Origin of the sequence: Kytococcus sedentarius DSM 20547, from assembly GCF_000023925.1 — a bacterium.
Taxonomy (GTDB): Bacteria; Actinomycetota; Actinomycetes; order Actinomycetales; family Dermatophilaceae; genus Kytococcus; species Kytococcus sedentarius.
In genome coordinates this window covers 1,934,994-1,954,307 of the sequence record NC_013169.1, presented here as the reverse complement: position 1 = coordinate 1,954,307, position 19,314 = coordinate 1,934,994, and the positions used below count along the sequence as shown (strand labels likewise).

The window sequence follows — 19,314 nt, the reverse complement described above, 5'->3', positions numbered from 1 at the left end:
CGTGGTGAGGGAGATGGGTAGATGACGCTTCGCAGCAAGGTCCAGGACGCCCTGTGGCGGGCTTACGTCTGGCCCAAGGGGCGGTACGGCAACGCCCTCCAGGGGGCCGTGATCGGAGGCCTGGAGACAGCGCGTACCCAGCGTGAGTGGGACCGCTCGGAGCGCATCATCCTCGTGCACACCCCAGGCAAGGTGGGCTCCAAGGCCATGGTCGCTGCCCTCTCCGGTCAGGTGGGGCCGAAGGACACCATCTTCCACACCCACCGCATGAATCCGCGGTACATGGCGGGCATCGACGAGGAGATGGAGGGCCTCGCCCCTCGCCGGACCGTCTACACGACGAAGGCACTGGGGCCCAAGGTCCTCGAGGAGCTGGACAAGCCCGTCGTCATGCTCTCGGTGGTCCGTGACCCCATGGCCAAGAACCTGTCGGACTTCTTCCAGAACACGGAGCGGTACACGTCCGACCACCGGCCGCTGACGGACTTCTCGCTCTCGCGCGCCGAGGAGCTTGCGGAGGTCTTCGTCTCCGACTTCGACCACGAGGTGACGGTGGGTTGGGTGGATCGCGAGGTCAACGACTTCATGGGCGTCGATGTGTATGCCGGGGAGTTTGACCGTGAGCAGGGGTACCAGGTCGCAGGTGAGGGCAACCGTCGAGTCGCCATCGCCCGTCACGACATGCTCGATCGCGCCTTCCCCGGGATGACCCGCGACCTGCTGGGTCAGCCGATTGCCATGGGTGGGCGGGTGAACGACTCCAGCAACAAGGGGTACGGCGCCCTCTACGCGCGGGTGCGCGAGCTGGTGACCCTCCCCGAGCAGCGGCTGCGGGAGATCTACGACAGCCCCTTCGCCCGCCACTTCTTCACCGAGGAAGAGCGTGAGGCGGCTGTGGAGCAGTGGTCCAGCACGTCCTGAGGTACCTCCCGCGCGGGGGCGCTGACCCCGGCGTGGAGGGCTCTCCGCACCGAGTAGGGTGCACAAGAACCCCCAGTCCGACAGGAGAGAGGTCGCACATGTCGACTCATCCCGACTACCGGTTGTCGCAGCTCGACGAGCTCGAAGCCGAGTCGATTCACATTTTCCGCGAGGTCGCCGCGGAGTTCGAGAAGCCCGTGCTCATGTTCTCCGGCGGCAAGGACTCCATCGTGATGCTCCGGCTCGCGGAGAAGGCGTTCTACCCGGCCAAGGTGCCGTTCCCGGTGCTGCAGGTCGACACCGGCTACGACTTCCCCGAGGTGCTCGCGTGCCGTGACCGGTGGGTGGAGCGACTGGGCCTTCGCCTGCACGTCGCGTCGGTCGAGCAGGCCATCAAGGACGGCATCGTGGTGGATGACGGCAAGACGCCGCGCAACCGCCTGCAGATCGGCACCCTCCTCCACGCGCTGGAGTCCGAGGGCTACACCGCTGCCTTCGGTGGCGGCCGCCGTGACGAGGAGAAGGCGCGCGCCAAGGAGCGCGTCTACTCCCACCGCGACGAGTTCGGCCAGTGGGACCCGAAGAACCAGCGCCCCGAGCTGTGGAGCCTGTACAACGGGCGCATCCACGAGGGCGAGCACATGCGCATCTTCCCGCTGTCGAACTGGACCGAGCTGGACATCTGGGACTACATCGGCCGCGAGAAGGTCGACATCCCGGAGATCTACTTCGCCCACCAGCGTCGCGTCTTCGAGCGGGGCGGCATGCTCTTCACGGAGACCGAGAACAACCCGCTGCGTGAGGGCGAGACCGTCTCCGAGCGTCAGGTGCGCTTCCGCACGGTCGGTGACATGACGCTCACCGGGTGCCTGGAGTCGGATGCCGACACCGTGGAGAAGATCATCGAGGAAGTGGCCGCTTCCCGCATCACCGAGCGTGGTGCCACCCGTGGTGACGACAAGTTCTCCGAGGCCGCCATGGAGGACCGCAAGAAGGAGGGCTACTTCTGATGGGTACCGAACTCGGTCTCGACCTGCTGCGCTTCGCTACTGCTGGCTCGGTGGACGACGGCAAGTCGACCCTCATCGGTCGACTGCTCATGGACTCGAAGTCGATCTTCGAGGACCAGCTGGAGTCGGTGGAGAAGACCTCCAAGGACAAGGGCTTCGACTACACCGACCTGGCGCTGCTGACTGATGGTCTGCGCTCGGAGCGCGAGCAGGGCATCACCATCGACGTGGCCTACCGCTACTTCGCGACGCCCAAGCGCAAGTTCATCATCGCCGACACCCCGGGCCACGTGCAGTACACCCGGAACATGGTGACCGGTGCCTCGACCGCCGACCTTGGTCTGGTGCTGGTGGACGCTCGCAACGGGCTCACCGAGCAGTCGCGCCGCCACGCGGTGCTGCTGTCGCTGCTGCGCGTTCCCCACATGGTCCTGTGCGTCAACAAGATGGACCTCGTGGACTACTCCCAGGAGCGCTTCGAGGAGATCCGCAAGGAGTTCGAGGCGTTCGCCACCAAGCTGAACGCCCCGGACCTCGAGATCATCCCGATCTCGGCTCTGGCCGGTGACAACGTGGTGCACCGCAGCGAGAACATGCCGTGGTACGAGGGCTCCTCGCTGCTGCACCACCTGGAGAACGTCTACGTGGGCGCCGACCGCGACATGACTGATGCCCGGTTCCCGGTGCAGTACGTGATCCGACCGAAGTCCGACCAGTTCCACGACTACCGTGGCTACGGTGGTCAGGTGGCCGGAGGCGTCTTCAAGAAGGGCGACGAGGTGATGGTGCTGCCCAGCGGCATGACCTCGACCGTCGCGGGTGTCGACCTCGCGGAGCAGGAGGTGGATGAGGCCTTCCCGCCGATGTCCGTCACGCTGCGTCTGGAGGACGACGTGGACATCAGCCGTGGGGACATGATCTGCCGCCCCCACAACGCGCCCGAGCCCAGCCAGGACATCGACGCGATGGTCTGCTGGATGGACGGTGCGAAGACGCTCAAGCCGAAGTCGAAGCTGCTCATCAAGCACACGACCCGACAGGTGAAGTGCCTCGTCAAGTCGGTGGACTACCGGCTGGACGTGAATTCGCTGCACCGTGACCTGGAGGCCGGGGAGCTGGCCCTCAACGAGCTCGGCCGCGTGCAGATCCGTTCGGCGCAGCCGCTCATGGTCGACCCGTACGAGCGCAACAAGACGACGGGCTCGTTCATCCTCATCGACGAGGCCACCGGAGTCACCGTCGGCGCGGGCATGGTGAACGGCTGAGGGGTGACTCACCGCAACGATGGTCCATCGGGACTACGGGCACCGGGCGTCTCGCGACGCCCGGTGCTGGCGGCTGTGCTGGGAGCAGGAGTGACGGTCGTGGCAGCGTGTTCGACTCCTCCAGAGGAGACGCCCGACCGGCCGGGCCTCAAGCAGATTCGCGACCAGCTCCGCGGTGCGCGGCCTGGGGAGACGGTGCGTTTGGAGAGCCGCGAGGGCGGGTACCGCCTCGACAGACCACTTCAGGTCCCAACGGGGGTGGCTCTGGCCGGGGACGAGGGCGCTCTTCTCTACGCCGCCGGTCGGCTGAAGTCCGCAGTGATCCTGGAGTCGGGCGCCCACTTGTCGGGTCTGAGGATCGAGTCCCGGGGGGCTCCCCTGATCTCCGGCATTCAGGTGGTGCGCGAAGCGAGGAACGTCCAGATCGAGAACTGCGAGGTGGTGGGCACCTCAGCCGCGTTGGGCATCATGGCGCACGGGATGCCGCGAGATCTGGTGGTCAAGCAGTGCCTCCTCGACGGGCTAGCTACTGGCGTGAGCCTTGTGGGCGGGGGCTCCGGGGTCCGGCTGGAGGGTGTCGAGGTCGCCAACTGGTCGCAGCGGGGGATCTATCTCCAACAGAAGGGGAGTGGGCGCTTCTCACAGGTCGAGATCGCCGATTGCCGCGTCAGCGACCTACGCCCCGGGGGCGCCTCCCGGTACCCCTTGGTCATCACGGGAACGGCCGGCCACGACACGCGGGGCCTCAAGGTGACGGGCAACCAGGTCGACGGCCCGGGGCGGTCGTACCGCGACCCAGAGCAACCGGGTACCGCTGATCAGATCGCGATCCGTTTCGCCCGCGACGTCGAGGCTCGGGAGAACCGCTCCGTGGGGGGTGGCGATGTCGGCATGACAATCTCCCACTGCCACGACGCCAAGGTGATCGGCAATGAGATTCGTGAGTGCGACACGGCGGGGATCTACGTCGGCACACGGGGTAGCGGCACCGCCGGGAACATCCTCGTAGAGGGCAACGTCCTCGTAGACAACGGGCAGAATCGCAACGGCGACAGGCGCGACCACGGAAGGGTGGGCATCCGGGTGACCTTGGCGAAGAATGTCACGGTCCGCAAGAACAAGATCATCGATACCCGTGGAACCCAGATCTCGGGCATCACCCTGGAGGACGCTCCCACCACCACCCTCGAGGAGAACACCATTGAGGGAGCACGTCAGGAAATCGTTCGCTTGAACAAGCTCGCAGGAGACGTCGATGGATGACAGTGTGGCTCGCAATTCGTTCACCTATCCGCCGACGATCTATGTCACGGGTGCAGCGCGTAGCGGCTCAACGCTCCTCGGGGAGGTTCTGGGCGCTCAGCCGGGCGTTCTCAACGTGGGCGAGATCTCCCTGTTCTGGCGGGACCTTGCGCGCGGCAACCACTGCGCTTGTGGACTCCCGATCGCGATGTGCCCCCTGTGGGCCGCGGCCTTGGATGTGGTGGAGCAGCAAACGGGCGCCTCTCATGACGCCTATGCGGAGCTGGCTGCCACTAGGGCGCGGCTCGCGCGCACGAGTCGGCCCACGGAGCTGCTGCAGCTTCGGCGACAGGATCCTGCTGAGTGGCCGGCCGACGTGCGGCGACTCGTGGAGGCGACCAGGGTGCTGGTGGCGGCGGCGGCACGCGAGTCGGGTGCGGAGCTGGTCGTCGACACCTCCAAGACGACCCCTGGAGTCCTGTTCCTGCACCTGTGCGGCGCTGACTACGACCTCGTACACCTGGTACGTCGTCCGGAAGCCGTCGTCTCCTCGACGCTTCGTTCCCGGGGGGTGGAGCGTGGCAACGCAGAGTCGGCCCCACCTGGCGGCAGCCTCCTCACGGGTGTGGCACGTTGGTCGTGGGCGAACCTGAACGCCCTCGTGGCTGCCCGGCTGGGGCGTCCGACCAGGGCGAGCGTCGTCGGCTACGAGGACTTCGTGGCGGATGGTCCTGGCACAGTTCGCGCGCTGCTGGCCCCACGCGGGATCGAGGTGGCTTACGGCGTTTTCGACGACGACACGGTGCAGCTGGCGAGCGTGAGTCATGCGGCGGTTGGCAACCCCGGGCGGGGTAGGTCGACGATCACCCTGCGGGAGGACACGAGGTGGCGCTCTGAGCTGACGGAGGGCCAACAGCGGGTCATCGCCTTGTTGACGGCACCCGCTCGACTCGCACTGAAGGCTTTCGGGGCATGAGCACCGTCGCCCCCGAGATCACGGTCGGTGACGTCCCCCGTGCCTCGGGCAAGGGGAGCGCCGTTCCTGGCCTTGTCCTGCTGGCCTGGCTGGCGATCGCGTTGGTGGCTGCCACGAGGGCGTTGTCCTTCCCCTCGTACTGGCCCATCGCGATCGGCTCAGCGACCTGTTGCCTGGTGACTCTGCCGGCTCTTCGCAAGGATTACTCACCCTACGGCCCCTGGACAGCGGTGATGGCCATCACCTATGTCGCGGGCGGATTGCGTCCCCTGTACGTCCGCTTCGGCGAAGAGGGCACGCGGTCCTTCGACGTCTTGTTCCTCCTGGGCCGCGACTGGGCGTTCTTTGCCCACAACGGCGCCATCTACCTGCTGGGCTTCGCCCTGTTCGTCCTGGGCTACATGTGGGCACGGCCCGAGCGGAGGATGGAGAACAGCCCCTTGCGCGCCTTCAGCAAGCCCGTGCTCGGGCCGTCAACGCCGCTCGTCATCATCCTGTGCGCTCTCATCGGGACGTTTGGGCTGGTGAGCTACATCCAGGCTACGGGTGGACTCGACCTCTCGGACTTCTCCGGCAAGCAGGCCAGTGGAGGCACGGAGATGTCCCAGGACTACGAGAGCCACGGGATCCAGCGCTCCCTGACGCAGTTCTGCGTCGTGGCCTTCTGGCTGCACGTCGCCTACGTCCTGCGCCCGGGGCACAAGTTCCCGCTCCTGTCCTTCGAGGTGGTGGGGGGAGTGTTCCTCTTCCTCCTGAGCTGCATCTTCCCGATCGTGACCAGTTCAAGGTCGGACATCGTCTACACGATCTTTGTCACCTTGGCCATTGCCGCCATGTTGCGCCGCCCCTTCCGTTTGTGGGCGCTGGTCCTGGTCGGGGTGGTGACGATCGCCAGCATCAACTTCATCACCTTGGCGCGAGGCTCCAGCTCGTCGGAGGTCTCGGTCTCCTCCGTGCTGGCACTGGATGCTGTCGAGGAGTCGATCATCTACAACCGCAACTTCGCGGACCTGTACAACGCCTCCCACATCATCGGTAACACGCCCGAGGTCCTCCCAGCGGCGAACGGGCGCACCATCACCGGATGGCTGGCGGCGCCCATCCCTCGGGCCGTGTGGCCGACCAAGCCCATCGTGAATCCTGGCCCCATCGTCGGCGAATACATCTACGGCAACGGCCGTTCGGGGGTGCCGCCGGGAGTGGTGGCGGAGATGTGGTGGAACTGGCAGTGGCCCGGCATCGTCGTAGGAACAGTTCTGGCTGGGATCCTGGTAGGACTCATCTCGCGATTGAAGAACATCGACTACAGGAACACGGCCTGGGTCGTGCTCTTCTGCTGCGGGCTGCTCCGCTTCGGCGCCTTCACACTCACCTCCGGTGTAGGAGGCGCAGCGTTCAAGAGTCTCGAGGCGTTCGTGTGCATTCTCTTTGCCGTCACGCTGTGCAGCGTGTGGCCAGACTCGGCGGACGAGAGCTGAGGATCGGTTTTGGGTGTGGTCCGACCGGTCAGGGCGGGGGGACTGCTGCAGGTTTGGTTGACACTTCAGGTTTGGTGTTTCAGGCCGCGTGTGCGGGCCAGTAGATGGTCTCAAACTCGATCGGGGTGGTCTTGCCCAGAGCCCGTTGCCGGCGTCTGCGGTGGTAGGTCCGCTCGATCCACGTGAAGATGGCCAGCCGGAGCTGCTCCCGGGTGGCCCAGCGACGGCTGTTCAGGACGTTCTTCTGCACCAGGGCGAAGAAGGACTCCATCGCGGCGTTGTCCGCGCTGGAAGCCACCCGACCCATGGACCCGGTCAGGCCATGCCGGTGCAGCGCGCAGAGGTACGTGCGCGACCGGAACTGGCTGCCCCGGTCGGCGTGGACCACGCACCCGGCGATCTGGTCACGACCCCGTCGAGCCACGGCCATCTCCAGAGCGTCGACGGCCAGCTGGGAGGTCATCCGGTCATTGATGGAGTACCCCACGATCCGCCGTGACCAGACGTCCTTCACGGCGCACAGGTACAACTTCCCCTCGGCCGTGGGGTGCTCAGTGATGTCGGTCAACCACAACCGATTCGGGGCCTCGGCGGTGAAATCGCGCTGGACGAGGTCGTCGTGGACCGGCGGGCCGGGCTTCTTCCGTCGCCCCCGGGTACTGGAGTGCGCGGAGACGATCTGCCCCTGGTGGCAGATCTTCCACACGCGTCGCTCAGACAGGGCATGACCGGCGTCCGCGAGTTCATCAGCGATGAATCGATACCCCAGTCCAGGGTCCTCGGCGTGGATCTCATACGCGGCGTTCATCGCGTAGGCATCCACCAGGTCCCGGTCGCTGACCGGGTGGGCGCACCAGGCGTAGAACGCCTGCGGGGAGAACTTCAGCACCCGGCAGGCCACCGTGACGGGGATCCCGTCAGCGGCAAGGTCACGGACCAGCGGGTAGGTCATTTTGGGGACTGGCCCAGCTTCAGGTTCGCCTGTGACAGGTACGCCGCTGCTCGGCGCAGGACCTCGTTCTCCTGCTCCAGCAACCGGTTACGGCGCTTCAGGGCACGCACCTCCTCGGACTCGGCCTTGGTCACGCCCGGACGGGCGCCGTCCTCGACGTCGGCCTGGCGGAGCCAGTTGCGCAGGGTTGATTCCGAGATCCCGAAGTCTTTCGCCGTCTGCGCGATCGGCGCATCGCCACGGCGAGCCACCGCGATCACGTCGTCACGGAACTCCTTGGGGAGAGGTGCAGGCATGGTGACATCCTTCCAGCAGGGACCCAGTCCCCACAGATCAGGTATCAACCAAACCCTCAGCAGTCCCGGGGGGACCTCAGGCGCGGTGTCGGCGGGCGTCGTTGGTCCTCTTGCGCTGAGCGCCGTAGGCGAGTGGGCGCGTCAGACGCGCTGTCTGCCCAAACCGTGGTGGTTTGGTGGAGGCCGTCGGGTGGGTCAGGACCGACCGGTGCCGGCCGCCCCTGCAGGCGTCGAATCCTTCCGCCCATCAAGGGCCCACGGGCCCCAGAGTTCGTGGACCAGACCCGACAGACACCCCGCGATCGGGTCAGGGTCAGGGTGCCTCAGCCGCCTCGATGGGCTTCATCCGCTGGACCATGCGCCAGATGTAGTACAAGCCCACGAGACAACCCAGGAAGAATCCCAGGCCGGAGGTGAGAGCTGCCCCCATCAGACCCCAATTCGGGATCAGGGTGACCGCGGCCACCAGGGCCCCGACCGCCGTCACCCCGTTCATGATGAGGAACTCCCTGAATCGTCGTCCGCCCTGGAGGCCGCGGCCCAGCACGCGCTGGAGTGTGGCGAAGGCGGCGCCTGCGAGCAGCGTGAGGAGCACCGGCTGGTTCACGTACTCCTCGCCGAGGAGCAGTCTCGTCATGGGTGCACCGACGGCGGCAGCGCCGAGTAGGACGACGAGTGACACGGCACAGGAGAAGCCGGCGAGGATGCCGAGGTTCCGGAGGAACTGCCTGCGCCGTCCGGCCTGGGCGGCGCGAGCGAGGCGGGCGATCATCGAGTCGGCCAAGGACCCGGTGACCATGGAGATGGTCTGGCCCAGGTAGGCGAGCGCGGCGAACAGGCCGAGACTGCCGGTCCCGAGGAAGAACTGCAGGGCGTAGCGGGGGATGTTGAGAGTGACCGACGAGATACCGGCGGTGACTCCGAGAGGCAGGGCCTCACGGGCCAGCGAGGCCCGGGTGGCACCAGCCTCCGGCATCGGGGAGTCAGCCGGGTCGTCCCGGCGTAGGCGTGCCTCCACGGGGCGGTCGTGCAGGACAGTGACCAAGGTCCACCCCAGTGCCATCACCACGCACCCCCACAGGAGGTCGCGAGTGAACCAGAAGACGGCCGCGAAGCTGGCGGCTCCCAACGCGGAGCGCAGGTACAGGCTCCTGGACATGAGGTCCAGCCGCTCACGGAGCTGCCAGTAGCCGTAGGACAGTTGGCTCGAGGCCTCAGAGGCCTTGCTCCAGGCCACCGCTGCCACCAGCAGGAGGAAGTCGATGCTGGGGGAGACCAGCCACGCCAGGGCGCAGGACAGCAGGAGTGATGCGGCGTTGAGGATCTCCCGCAGGCTGCCGTACTGGCTGGCCGTCCAGCGTCGGCTGACATCTGTGGCCCGCGCCGCGCGGAGGTTGAGCCCGACCGTGAGGTAGACGGGGGCAGTGATGGCCTGGGCCAAGGCGAAGTAGCCCACCATCTCCTTGGTTCCCCACTGGGCGATGAACGCGATCAGCAGCCACTGGCTGAGGCGATAGAGCGTGTTGGCGCCGAGGACGGAGGTGAAGTTGCGTCGGAGGCTGCGCGGCCGCGGCTCTGCCCCAGCCGTCGTCACATCCCCTCCGGCAGGGTCACGTCCGTGCGCGGGGTGGAGCGGGCGGGGACGCCCTTCGCGATGTGCCAGGCAGGCACGTCCGACACCACGACCGCTCCCGCACCGATGACGGCTCCGTCACCGATCGTGACCCCGGGACTGATGCGTGCCCCGGCGCCCACGTACACCTCATTGCCGATCACGACGGGCTTTCGTTTAGCCGGAACGGTCCCGAGCGGGCGGCCGGCCAGGTCGGTGGTGCTCGAGAAGATCGTCACGGCGGGCCCGATGGCGCAGTGCTCGCCCAGTGTCACACCCCCGAGGCCGGAGATCACGGTCTGGCGGGCCACGTGCGAGTGCGCGCCAATGGTGACGTGTCCGGTGCGGCCAGTGATGATCTGGGCGCCAGCGTGAATGCGGACGTCCCGGCCGATGTGGAGGTTCGCGCCGTCCAGGATGCAGTTCCTCCCGACGCTGAGGCCTCGCGCGCCCACGCGACGACCCCAGAATGCCCCTCGCACGAGGCCCTCCACGCCCTGCGCGTGGTGGGGCTGGAGGATTCCGACGAGCCATCCGCCCCCGCGGGCGGGGAACTCCGCGGCGGCCTCGGGGACGACCCACGCGGATCGGCGGGCGAGCGACTTCAGGCTGACCATTTCTCCTCCAGGTCCCACCACGGGGCAGTCGAGATCAGGGAGGCCAGGGCCTCCACTTCGGGTGTCAGTTCAGCGACCAGGCGGTCGAGCGTCTCCTGGGACGGAGGGGATGGCCGGGGCGGCGCCTTCGGGAGCAGCATGGCCTTCGCGGTGGCCTTCGCGCCCTGCGGGATCCGCGGCCGAACGACCGTGCGGTAGAACCAGCTGCGGGCCACCACGCCTCCAACGCCAACTGCCACGCGCTTTGTCGTGGCCGCGTTGTGCTGGGTCGTGGCGTCCTCCAGCGGCACCTCGGGGAGGCCCATGAGGGCGTGCAGTGACGCCACCCCGTGGTCGCGGTCCGCCATGTAGTCCTCGAACTTCAGGACGGTCACCTGCTGCGGGCCGTAGGCCTCGAGCCACGGCTCCAGCTGGTACGCGTACCGGCTGTAGTCGACGAGCCGGGGAACGGTCCGGACGGCCTCCTCGATGTCACCGACCACCGTGCGGGCTGCGACCTCGTGGTGGTGGTGACTGATCAGGCGGGCAATGGGGTCCCGGACGATGTACACGATGTGGGCGTCCGGCGCGACCTCGTGAGCTCGCTGCGCCGGGTCGTTGAGCGGGCGCATCGCGTACTCGGTGCTGACCTCCACCAGCCGCCCCTCGGGGGGAACGGCTGTCCGCGAATAGAGTTCGCGGCTCTGAGTCGCGTCGGGTGCCAGGAGGTGCGAGGACTCCTTCTCCGTCAGCCGGATCTGAGGGTGCTGCGAGAGGTCCTCGTACAGGGTGGTGGTCCCGCACTTCTGGGCACCGATCACGATGAGGTCGGGACTGGTCATCGGGTCCACTCCTGGGGGTACTGGGTCCACGGGGGGCGGGGCGAGGCGGCGCTGCGGGACAGCAGGTGCAGGGTGTGCTCCAGGGGCCAGCTCGTCATGACGTGGTCGCGGAGCAGGACGAGCGGCCGCTCGGCGTCGTCGGGGGAGGCGCCGCAGTGCGAGCCGCGCACCGCAGAGCTGCACGTGGTGTGCCCCGTCTCGAAGACGGTCTCCACGAGCTCGGGGGTGATGTGGAAGGTCCGCCCGAAGGGCCAGGCGAAGTGCGGGACGTCGCCATAGCGGGCGGTGAGCACCTCGTGCGCGCGGCGAATCTCCTCGCGTGCGTCGGCGACCGGGACCTCCGCGAGGTTGGCGTGCGTGCAGGTGTGGCTGCCGATGCCATGACCCCGCTCGCGCAGCTCGTCGATCTGCGCCCATGTCATGCCCGGCTCGGTCACATTCTGCTCGTAGCCGAACAGCCTGCGCGTGCCCTCCACCGTTCCGGTGCCCGGCATGTCGGCAGGAACGAAGAACATCCCGCGCGTTCCGTACTCCTCGAGGATCGAGGCCGTGCGGTAGTTGCTGGCGAACGCGTCGTCGAAGCTGAAGCTCACCGCTGGTGCCGTGATGTCACCGGTGCGGATGCGTCGGACCGCCTCGTCGTGGGTGACGAACTCGTGGTCCTTGGCCAGACGGTCCAGGAGCGCGCGGAAGGCCGGTTCCTCGTGGACGGGGACGGCGTGCAGGTACAGGAGGTGGACACGCGGCGTCTGCAGCAGCCCCGTCACGCTCCCCGTCATGCGGTCACGCAGGGCCAGGGCGTCGAGCGCCAGGTGGCGGGCTGCGGCCCGCGCAGGCTTCTTCAACTCCGTGAGGGTGGTGGTCACACAGTTTCGACCCACGAGTGATCCCTTTCGTAGCCCAGCGTGATGAGGGCGTCGCCGGCGACCGCGTCAAAGGCCTCGGCCGCCGTGCGGTCGAAGTGGTTGCGCCAGTCCCCGGCGATCCCCTTGCGCTGGAAGCTGGAGGTGTCCTCCTGACCGGCCTTTCGTCCTGTGGCGGACGCGAACGCGAACCGGTCGACGCTGGCCTGGATCTTGACCGGGTCGGCCTCCTGCCCGGTCAGGTCGGTCATGAGGCGGGAGAACTCCGCGGTGGTGTCCGCGAGCAGTGCCTCGTAGGTCGTGTGGTGCACCTGCGGGCGATCCCACCAGTCGGCGATGTGCTGCGGCCAGGTCACACCATGCGTCGCCCGCGGGTTGCTCAGCTCGTGCTCGACGAAGGTCGCCATGTTCTCGCGCGACGCTGCGGGGTCGAAGGAGGGGCCGTAGAGACGGTGGAACAGGGCCGTCAGCTGCTCCTTGCGGCGGGGGCTCTTGTCCAGCGTCAGGGCGCGGGTGTAGTAGAAGTAGGTCGAGACCATGACGTCGCGGCCGTCACGGGCGATGTAGGCGGTGGTGGGGAACTCGGGGCGGTAGGCCCAGTGCGAGTGGATGACCGACGACATGGCGATCGGCAGTCGGTAGTCGCGGGGGTAGGGGACCCCCAGGTACGTCCCCATCAGCTGGCAGAGCCACACGGTGCCGGACTTCGGGAAACCGCAGCCGAGCCACATCGGCAGGGTGTCGCCGAACCGGAGGGCGATGCGCCGAGTGCCCTCGGCCGCTGCGCGCCGGAGCTGCTCCTCCGTCCGCTTGCCCAGCTGCCTGGTGATGTCCTGTCCCGTCATGCGCGAGATCCTTCCGTTGCACGCGGCAGGCCGAGGGCCTCACCCACGCGCGACCATTGTTGGGTGGCGTCCGCACTGTTCACAGCGGCGCGGGGAGTGATCGGGGGGTCGTGCGGCTGCCAGTGCTCCACGAAGACGGGCTCCCGTCCCAGGGCGTCGGCCACCTCGCGGTGGACCTCGATGCCGCTGGCGATGACGCGAGGGCTCAGCAGCAGGGCCTCGGCGAGGCAGAAGCTCAGCGACTCGAGCTCGCTGGGGACCACCGTGACGGCCGAGGTGCGGAGCGCCTCGAACATGCACTGGCGGTCGGCCGTGCGCAGGCTGATGGAGAGGCCCAGGCGGTCGGCCTCGGCCTGCGTCGCCTGCCACGTGCCGGAACCGTCATCGTCCCCCAGGAAGTCGACGGCCAGCTCGGTGCCCCACACGCGGCGCAGGTCGTCCGCGATGTGCAGGGCCGACTGCGGCCGCTTGTACCAGGTCATGGTGCCGGGCACCACGACCACGGGGCGCAGCTCAGCAGGAGCCGGCCCGACCGGCGCGAACGGGATGTCCAGGGGCGCCACGACAGGGCACACCTCGACGGGGACAGTCGTCACCCGCTCCACCATCCGCCCCATGGCCTCGGAGAGCACCACGACCTTCTCGGCCCGGCGGAGGTTGAACTGGGCCACCGCCCGCCGTGCGGCCATACGGGCGCGCCAGCGAGGCGGGTACGGAGCGCTCAGGCGCGCATAGTCCTCGTGGGGGATGACCGTCCAGGCATTCTGCGCCAGCACCGCTCGGAGTGGTTGGCGGGAGGGGCGTGCTGTCTCGACCAGGCTGACACCCTCGGCCCCGGTCTGGAACCCGGCGGCGCGCAACGAGCGCTCCACCGTGGATCCCCCACCGGATCTGCGAGGGGTCTTGCCAGCTCGACTGGCCGGGTTCATGCTCCCACCCGGATCCCTGCCCACTGGTGGTGGCGGTGCGCGGTGGAGAGGATGAACTTCACGGTCCGCTCGCTCGTGTTGTCGATGAGGTAGTCGTCCGGGGTGAGGTGCGAGACGCCCTCGCGGGTGTAGCCGGAGTCCATCGCCACCTGCACTGCAGCCACGCAGTCCTCGGCGTGCAGGCCGGTCATCATGATGCCGCCGGTGTCGAGGGCCTCCGGGCGCTCGATCGAGTCCCGCAGGGTCACGGCCGGGAAGCCCAGGAGCGAGCTCTCCTCCGCGATGGTGCCGGAGTCGCTGAGCACGCAGGCGGCCGAGAGCTGCAGCTTGTTGTAGTCGTGGAAGCCCAGCGGCTCGCTGAAGATGATGCCCTCGGGCTCGCTCCAGTCCGGGAGCGCCTCCAGGCGCTTGCGGGTGCGCGGGTGGGTGGAGACGAACACCGGCAGGCCGAAGTGCGCGTGCACGGCGGTCAGGCAGTCCAGCAGCTGCTGCAGGCGCTCGGGGCGGTCCACGTTCTCCTCGCGGTGGGCGCTCACCAGGAAGTAGGCGCCCTCGGTGAGGCCCTTGTCCGCCAGCACCGTGGAGGCGTCGATCTGGTCGCGGTAGGCGTTGAGCACCTCGCGCATGGGGGAGCCGGTCTTGAGGATGCGCCGGGGGTGCAGGCCCTCGGCCAGCAGGTTGCGCCGGGCGTGCTCGGTGTACACGAGGTTGAAGTCCGAGACGTGGTCCACCATCCGGCGGTTGGTCTCCTCCGGCACGTTGAGGTCGAAGCAGCGGTTGCCGGCCTCCATGTGGTAGGTCGGGATCCGCAGTCGTCGGGCCATGAGGGCGGCGATGCAGGAGTTCGTGTCGCCGAGCACGAGCACGGCGTCGGGCTCCTCCTCCCGCATCACCTTCTCGGCGGCCACGAGGGTGCCACCGAGCACGGCGCCCAGCGAGGAGGTGTCCACGCCCAGCATGTGGTCCGGCTTGCGCAGGTCCAGGTCCTCGAAGAACACCTCGTTGAGGGTGTAGTCGTAGTTCTGGCCGGTGTGCACGAGCACGTGCTCCACGCCGGCGGTCCCGTCCAGGCGGTGGATCACACGAGCGAGGCGAATGAGCTCGGGGCGCGTGCCCACCACGGTCATGACCTTCATCGGGCGTTCTCCTCGGCATCGGCGGCCGGACGGACCGGCTCGGGGAAGGTGTCGGGGTTCTCGGGGTCGAAGAACTCGTGGACCCAGAACTGGGTGATGAGGATGTCATCCCCGGTGTTGGTGATGTTGTGGACCCAGCCGACCGGCATGTCCACCGCGGCGGTCTGGTCACCGGTGACGTCGAAGTCGATGACCTCGTCGGTGAACATCTTGCGCAGACTCATCCGGCCGGTGCCCTGGACCACGGCGAAGCGCTCGATCTTGCTCAGGTGGTAGTGCTCGCCGCGGGTGATGCCCGGGACGGTCGTCGAGATGGACGACTGGCCCTGCCCGCCGGCGCAGCGGACGGTCTCGACGAAGAAGCCGCGGTCGTCGGCGTGCGGCGTGAGCTGGACCGGGTAGTGCTGGGGGAAGAGCGCGGCCCGGTAGGAGTTGAACAGGTCGATGCGGAAGGGCGTCGAGAGGTCGGGGATCTCCCCGCGCTCGACGTAGGAGGAGTGGAACTCCACCAGCAGGTCCCACACCTGCTGCACGCCGACATCCTCACCGCGCGGCTCCAGCACCGGCTCGGAGGTCTCCAGACCCTCAAGCAGTGCCGCTGCTGCCCGCTGGGCGTGCAGCAGATTCACCGGGTTGTCGTTGATGGTGGGCTCCTCACCGTTGATCACCTTGTCAATGAAGGTGGCGGTGAAGGAGTTGTAGTTCGGCCGGCAGTGCTCGCCGAACAGGTTGGGCAGCATCACCTCGGTGAGGTGGCCACCACCTGCTTCGGCAGCCTCACGGAGCACCTCACCGGCACGCTGCTTGCCAGCCCCGTACGGGGTGCCGTTCCCAGCCTGGATGCTGTTGGCGTACACCACGCGGACCGGGTGGCCGGCGCCGCGCACGGCCTCGGCCAGCTCCCGGGCCAACCGCACGTTGCCCTCGTTGACCTGCTCGTCGGCGGACATGCCGCCCTCGGTGTCGCGGGCGCGGTTCACCCCGGCGATGTGGATGACCGCGTCGGCCTCACGGACGAGCCGTGGCAGGTCACCCCACTCCTCGCGGCCCACGGCGACGACCTCGTGGTCGGTCAGCGCGTGCAGGCGCAGGCGGGTGTGCCAGCCCATGAATCCACGGGCGCCGGTCAGGACGATGCGCATCAGATGCCCCCGTTCGCCAGGATCTCCTGCACCTCGGGCAGGGAGCGGACCAGCTCAGCGGTCTGCTCCACGTCCATCTGCTCGGCGGTGTTGGAGTCAAACTCCTCCTCCAGCACCGGGAGGTCGTCGCCGTCGTCCACGTACTTGGTGTAGTCGAGGTTCCGGGCATCCAGCGGCACACGGTAGTAGTCGCCTTGGTCGGTGGCCTTGCGCATCTCCTCGCCGGAGAGCAGCGTCTCGTACATCTTCTCGCCGTGACGGATGCCGATCTTGCGGATCTCGTGCTCCGGGCGGTCGAACACCACCGCCACGGCGCGGGCGAGCGTGCCCACCGTGCACGCGGGGGCCTTCTTGACGAAGAGGTCCCCCGGCTCCGCGTGGAAGAAGGCGTGCTTCACCAGATCGACCGACTCCTCCAGCGACATCAGGAAGCGCGTCATGGCCGGCTCGGTGATGGACAGGGGCTTGCCCTCGCGCAGCTGCTTGACGAACAGGGGGATGACCGAGCCGCGGGAGTACATCACGTTGCCGTAGCGGGTGATGGAGACGGTGGTGGGGGAGTCGGGGTTGTTGCGGGCGAAGGCCTGGGCGGTCTTCTCCATGAGGGCCTTGCTCATGCCCATGGCGTTCACCGGGTAGACGGCCTTGTCCGTGGACAGGCACACCAGCGACCGCACACCGGCGTCGTGCGCAGCCTGGATCACGTTGTGGCTACCGGTGACGTTGGTCTTGACCGCCTGGTCCGGGAAGAACTCACAGCTGGGCACCTGCTTGAGGGCGGCCGCGTGGAAGGCGTAGTCCACGCCGATGAAGGCGTTGTCCACGCTGTCGCGGTCGCGGATGTCGCCGAGGAAGAAGCGCAGCCGGGGGTCCGCCATCGCGTGGCGCATCTCGTCCTGCTTGGCCTCGTCGCGGCTCAGGATGTTGATCTGGTCCACACCCTCGTCAAGGAGGGCCTTCACCATCGTCTTCCCGAAGGAACCGGTGCCTCCGGTGATGGCGATGCGGGTGCCGTGGAGGTCAGTCATGTGTCTCCTTGTTCGAGGTGCGAATGCTGCGACCGAGGGCTTCCCAGGACTCTCGTCCATCCGGGGCGACCCATTGGATGCTATCGAGCCAGCTCGGGGCCTGTGACTGGCCGAACCAGAGCACCTCGAGGCGGCGCGCGTGCCCCGCGAGCCCGGGACGCACGCGCCCGGCGGCTCGGGCCACCTCGACGAGGCCGCGGGCGAGCGCGGAAGGCAGGTGCACCGGCTCGCGGCCGCCGAGGGCGCGGAGGAGCGAGGCCGTCGTCTGGCCCTCCCACGGATGGTGCACCACCCGCGGCGGGGTGTCCGGGTGGGTCGCCAGGGTGGCGACCGCCGCACCTACGTTGCCGATGAGCGCCTGCGCCGCCGGATGGCTGCCGTCGCCGGCCACCGAGGAGAGAGGAGAGCCCGCCAGCCGTGCCACGGTGCGCGTGACGTCACGGTTGGCGCCGTGCACGCCAGGTGGGCGGTACACGACCACCTCACCGCCCTGCTGGAGGGCCTCGCGCTCACCACGGACCTTGGACTCCGAGTAAGGGGAGAAGGGGCGCACGTCATCGGAGGAGTCGAGCACCTCCTTGTCGCCCTGCACGGCCGCGCTGCTCACGTGCACGCAACGGAGACCGAGTCGTCGTGCGGCCTCGGCCACGATGCCGGGCAGCACCGTGTTGGCCCCGACCATCGCGTCGTAGTCGCTGCCGGTGGCATCGGGCACACCCGCGGCGTTCACGACGGCGTCGCACCCCCCGAGGGCGGCCTGGATCTCGCCCACGAACTGCTCGCGCTGAGCCGCGGAGATCTCGTCGGTCTGGACGCGCGGGGCCACCGCGGTGGTCACATCGTGGCCCTGCTCCCGCAGCGCGGCACAGACTGCCGTCCCGACGAACCCGCGGGAGCCCAGGACGAGGACGTTCACGAGAGGCCCTTCCGGCGGTGCTCGGCGAGGAGGCCCTCGAGAGCGTCCCCCACGGACCGCTCCGAGAAGGTCGAGTCGTAGTAGGCGCGGGCCCGCTGACCCCGTGCAGCCAGCTGCTCGGGGGACAGGGAGGCGAGCTCCTGCACGCCCGACGCCAGGCCCGCGGCATCACCTGGGGCGACCGCGGTCCCGCCACTGGCGCGGACGACCTCGGCTGCGTCCCCCGTGAGTGCCGCGATGATCGGCTGACCCGCAGCGAGGTTCGCCTGGATCTTGCTCGGGGTGGTGGTGCGGTACAGGGGCTCGTCCTTGAGGCTCACGATCTGCGCGTCGGCGCACGCGAGCACGGCGGCCATCTCGGAGAACGGCTGCGGCTCGATGAACGTGATGTTGTGCAGGCCGCGCTGTTCGGCCGCAGCCACCAGTTCCTGCTTCAGCACACCGTCGCCCACCAGGGCGAAGCCGATCCGCGGGTCGTCGAGCAGGCGCTCGGCGGCGTCCAGCACCACCCACAGGTTCTGCATCTCACCATGGTTCCCGGCGTACATCACCGTGAACGGGGAGGTGATGCCCAAGGCCTCCCGGCGGGAGTCCGAGCGCTCGGCGGGGTAGAAGGAGCGCTCCTCGGCCCAGTTCGGTACCACACTGGTCTTCTCCAGGGGGGCGCCACGCTCGGCCAGCAGGGTGCGCATGCCCGGTGAGATGACGGCGACGTGTGCAGCGCTGCGGTACATGGCGGTGCAGGCCGCGTGGAGGGCCTTCTCGGTCAGCTCGGCCTTGCGCCCCCCGACGAAACCGCTCGCGGTGACGCTGTCCGGCCAGAGGTCCTGGACGTGCATCACGTAGGGCACACCGCGCAGAGACCGCAGGGCCATGGCGGCGAATCCGGTGGTCACGGGACTCGAGTAGACATAGCACACATCGACATCCCCCAGGACCTTGGGGGCAACCACGGAGCTGGACGCGGCGAAGCTGAGGTAGTTGGCCATCCGCTTGGCGGCAGAGGTGTCGTGGCTGGGGTAGATGGCGCAGCGGTGGACGGTCACCCCCTCCAGGACCTCCCGCTGGTAGGGGCGGTTGCGGTAGCCCTCGAAGATCTCGCCGCGGGGGTAGATCGGGAACCCGGTGACGACGTGGACATCGTGGCCCCGGTCCCGCAGGGCTCGGGCGATGGTGCCGGGGCCTGCGGCTGCGCCGCCCTCGGGGTCGTACCAGTGCGAGATGATCCCGATCTTCATGCCGGGTGCTCCTCCGGGCCGGTGGTG

Annotated in this window: 17 protein-coding genes and 1 pseudogene; 6 read left to right on the top strand and 12 right to left on the bottom strand. The window is 68.2% G+C overall.

Annotation, left to right across the window (positions count from 1 at the left end; all coding sequences use genetic code 11):
- Positions 1 to 21 precede the first annotated feature (21 nt).
- The 6 genes from KSED_RS09210 (at position 22) to KSED_RS09185 (ending at position 6,892) form a co-directional block, all read left to right on the top strand.
- Positions 22 to 921 carry a capsular polysaccharide synthesis protein gene (locus tag KSED_RS09210; RefSeq protein WP_015779820.1) on the top strand — a complete coding sequence of 300 codons (900 nt, stop codon included), beginning with the start codon at positions 22 to 24 and terminating at the stop codon, positions 919 to 921.
- A gap of 98 nt (positions 922 to 1,019) precedes the next feature.
- The gene (gene cysD, locus KSED_RS09205) at positions 1,020 to 1,931 is read left to right on the top strand and encodes a sulfate adenylyltransferase subunit CysD (protein WP_015779819.1); all 912 of its coding nucleotides are present in this window, start codon (positions 1,020 to 1,022) and stop codon (positions 1,929 to 1,931) included.
- A complete protein-coding gene (locus KSED_RS09200) occupies positions 1,931 to 3,196 on the top strand; it encodes a sulfate adenylyltransferase subunit 1 (protein WP_015779818.1) in 1,266 nt (421 codons plus the stop codon). The genes cysD and KSED_RS09200 overlap by 1 nt, the downstream gene beginning before the upstream one ends.
- Positions 3,197 to 3,286: 90 nt before the next feature.
- Entirely contained in the window at positions 3,287 to 4,459 is a 1,173-nt protein-coding gene (locus KSED_RS09195) for a right-handed parallel beta-helix repeat-containing protein (protein ID WP_143827372.1), read from the top strand.
- The gene (locus KSED_RS09190; RefSeq protein ID WP_015779816.1) at positions 4,452 to 5,414 is read left to right on the top strand and encodes a sulfotransferase; all 963 of its coding nucleotides are present in this window, start codon (positions 4,452 to 4,454) and stop codon (positions 5,412 to 5,414) included. The genes KSED_RS09195 and KSED_RS09190 overlap by 8 nt, the downstream gene beginning before the upstream one ends.
- Positions 5,411 to 6,892: an O-antigen polymerase gene (locus tag KSED_RS09185; protein WP_015779815.1), complete on the top strand. Its 1,482-nt coding sequence runs from the start codon at positions 5,411 to 5,413 to the stop codon at positions 6,890 to 6,892. The genes KSED_RS09190 and KSED_RS09185 overlap by 4 nt, the downstream gene beginning before the upstream one ends.
- A 79-nt stretch (positions 6,893 to 6,971) precedes the next feature.
- On the opposite strand, the pseudogene KSED_RS09180 reads toward KSED_RS09185, so the two are convergent.
- The 12 genes and pseudogenes from KSED_RS09180 to KSED_RS09120 form a co-directional block, all read right to left on the bottom strand.
- A pseudogene (locus KSED_RS09180) lies at positions 6,972 to 8,140 on the bottom strand (IS3 family transposase).
- Positions 8,141 to 8,453: 313 nt separating this feature from the next.
- Complete coding sequence (locus KSED_RS09170; protein ID WP_015779812.1) at positions 8,454 to 9,734, bottom strand: lipopolysaccharide biosynthesis protein; 1,281 nt, start codon at positions 9,732 to 9,734, stop codon at positions 8,454 to 8,456.
- Positions 9,731 to 10,369, bottom strand: a complete 639-nt coding sequence (locus KSED_RS15665; RefSeq protein ID WP_015779811.1) for an acyltransferase — start codon at positions 10,367 to 10,369, stop codon at positions 9,731 to 9,733. The genes KSED_RS09170 and KSED_RS15665 overlap by 4 nt, the downstream gene beginning before the upstream one ends.
- Positions 10,357 to 11,190, bottom strand: a complete 834-nt coding sequence (locus KSED_RS09160; RefSeq protein WP_015779810.1) for a sulfotransferase family protein — start codon at positions 11,188 to 11,190, stop codon at positions 10,357 to 10,359. The genes KSED_RS15665 and KSED_RS09160 overlap by 13 nt, the downstream gene beginning before the upstream one ends.
- Complete coding sequence (locus KSED_RS09155) at positions 11,187 to 12,035, bottom strand: polysaccharide deacetylase family protein (RefSeq protein WP_143827371.1); 849 nt, start codon at positions 12,033 to 12,035, stop codon at positions 11,187 to 11,189. The genes KSED_RS09160 and KSED_RS09155 overlap by 4 nt, the downstream gene beginning before the upstream one ends.
- 17 nt (positions 12,036 to 12,052) lie before the next feature.
- Positions 12,053 to 12,898, bottom strand: coding sequence for a sulfotransferase domain-containing protein (locus tag KSED_RS09150; RefSeq protein WP_015779808.1), 846 nt, complete (start codon positions 12,896 to 12,898; stop codon positions 12,053 to 12,055).
- The gene (locus KSED_RS09145) at positions 12,895 to 13,827 is read right to left on the bottom strand and encodes a glycosyltransferase family protein (protein ID WP_143827370.1); all 933 of its coding nucleotides are present in this window, start codon (positions 13,825 to 13,827) and stop codon (positions 12,895 to 12,897) included. Before KSED_RS09145 ends, KSED_RS09150 begins: the two co-directional genes overlap by 4 nt.
- Positions 13,824 to 14,963 (bottom strand): non-hydrolyzing UDP-N-acetylglucosamine 2-epimerase, encoded by a 1,140-nt coding sequence (gene wecB, locus KSED_RS09140; protein WP_015779806.1) that lies wholly within the window; start codon positions 14,961 to 14,963, stop codon positions 13,824 to 13,826. Before wecB ends, KSED_RS09145 begins: the two co-directional genes overlap by 4 nt.
- A complete protein-coding gene (locus tag KSED_RS09135; RefSeq protein ID WP_015779805.1) occupies positions 14,960 to 16,105 on the bottom strand; it encodes a polysaccharide biosynthesis C-terminal domain-containing protein in 1,146 nt (381 codons plus the stop codon). Before KSED_RS09135 ends, wecB begins: the two co-directional genes overlap by 4 nt.
- Positions 16,105 to 17,133, bottom strand: coding sequence for a polysaccharide biosynthesis protein (locus KSED_RS09130; protein WP_015779804.1), 1,029 nt, complete (start codon positions 17,131 to 17,133; stop codon positions 16,105 to 16,107). Before KSED_RS09130 ends, KSED_RS09135 begins: the two co-directional genes overlap by 1 nt.
- The gene (locus tag KSED_RS09125; protein ID WP_015779803.1) at positions 17,126 to 18,049 is read right to left on the bottom strand and encodes an NAD-dependent epimerase/dehydratase family protein; all 924 of its coding nucleotides are present in this window, start codon (positions 18,047 to 18,049) and stop codon (positions 17,126 to 17,128) included. The genes KSED_RS09130 and KSED_RS09125 overlap by 8 nt, the downstream gene beginning before the upstream one ends.
- A complete protein-coding gene (locus KSED_RS09120; RefSeq protein ID WP_015779802.1) occupies positions 18,046 to 19,287 on the bottom strand; it encodes a glycosyltransferase family 4 protein in 1,242 nt (413 codons plus the stop codon). Before KSED_RS09120 ends, KSED_RS09125 begins: the two co-directional genes overlap by 4 nt.
- Positions 19,288 to 19,314 lie beyond the last annotated feature (27 nt).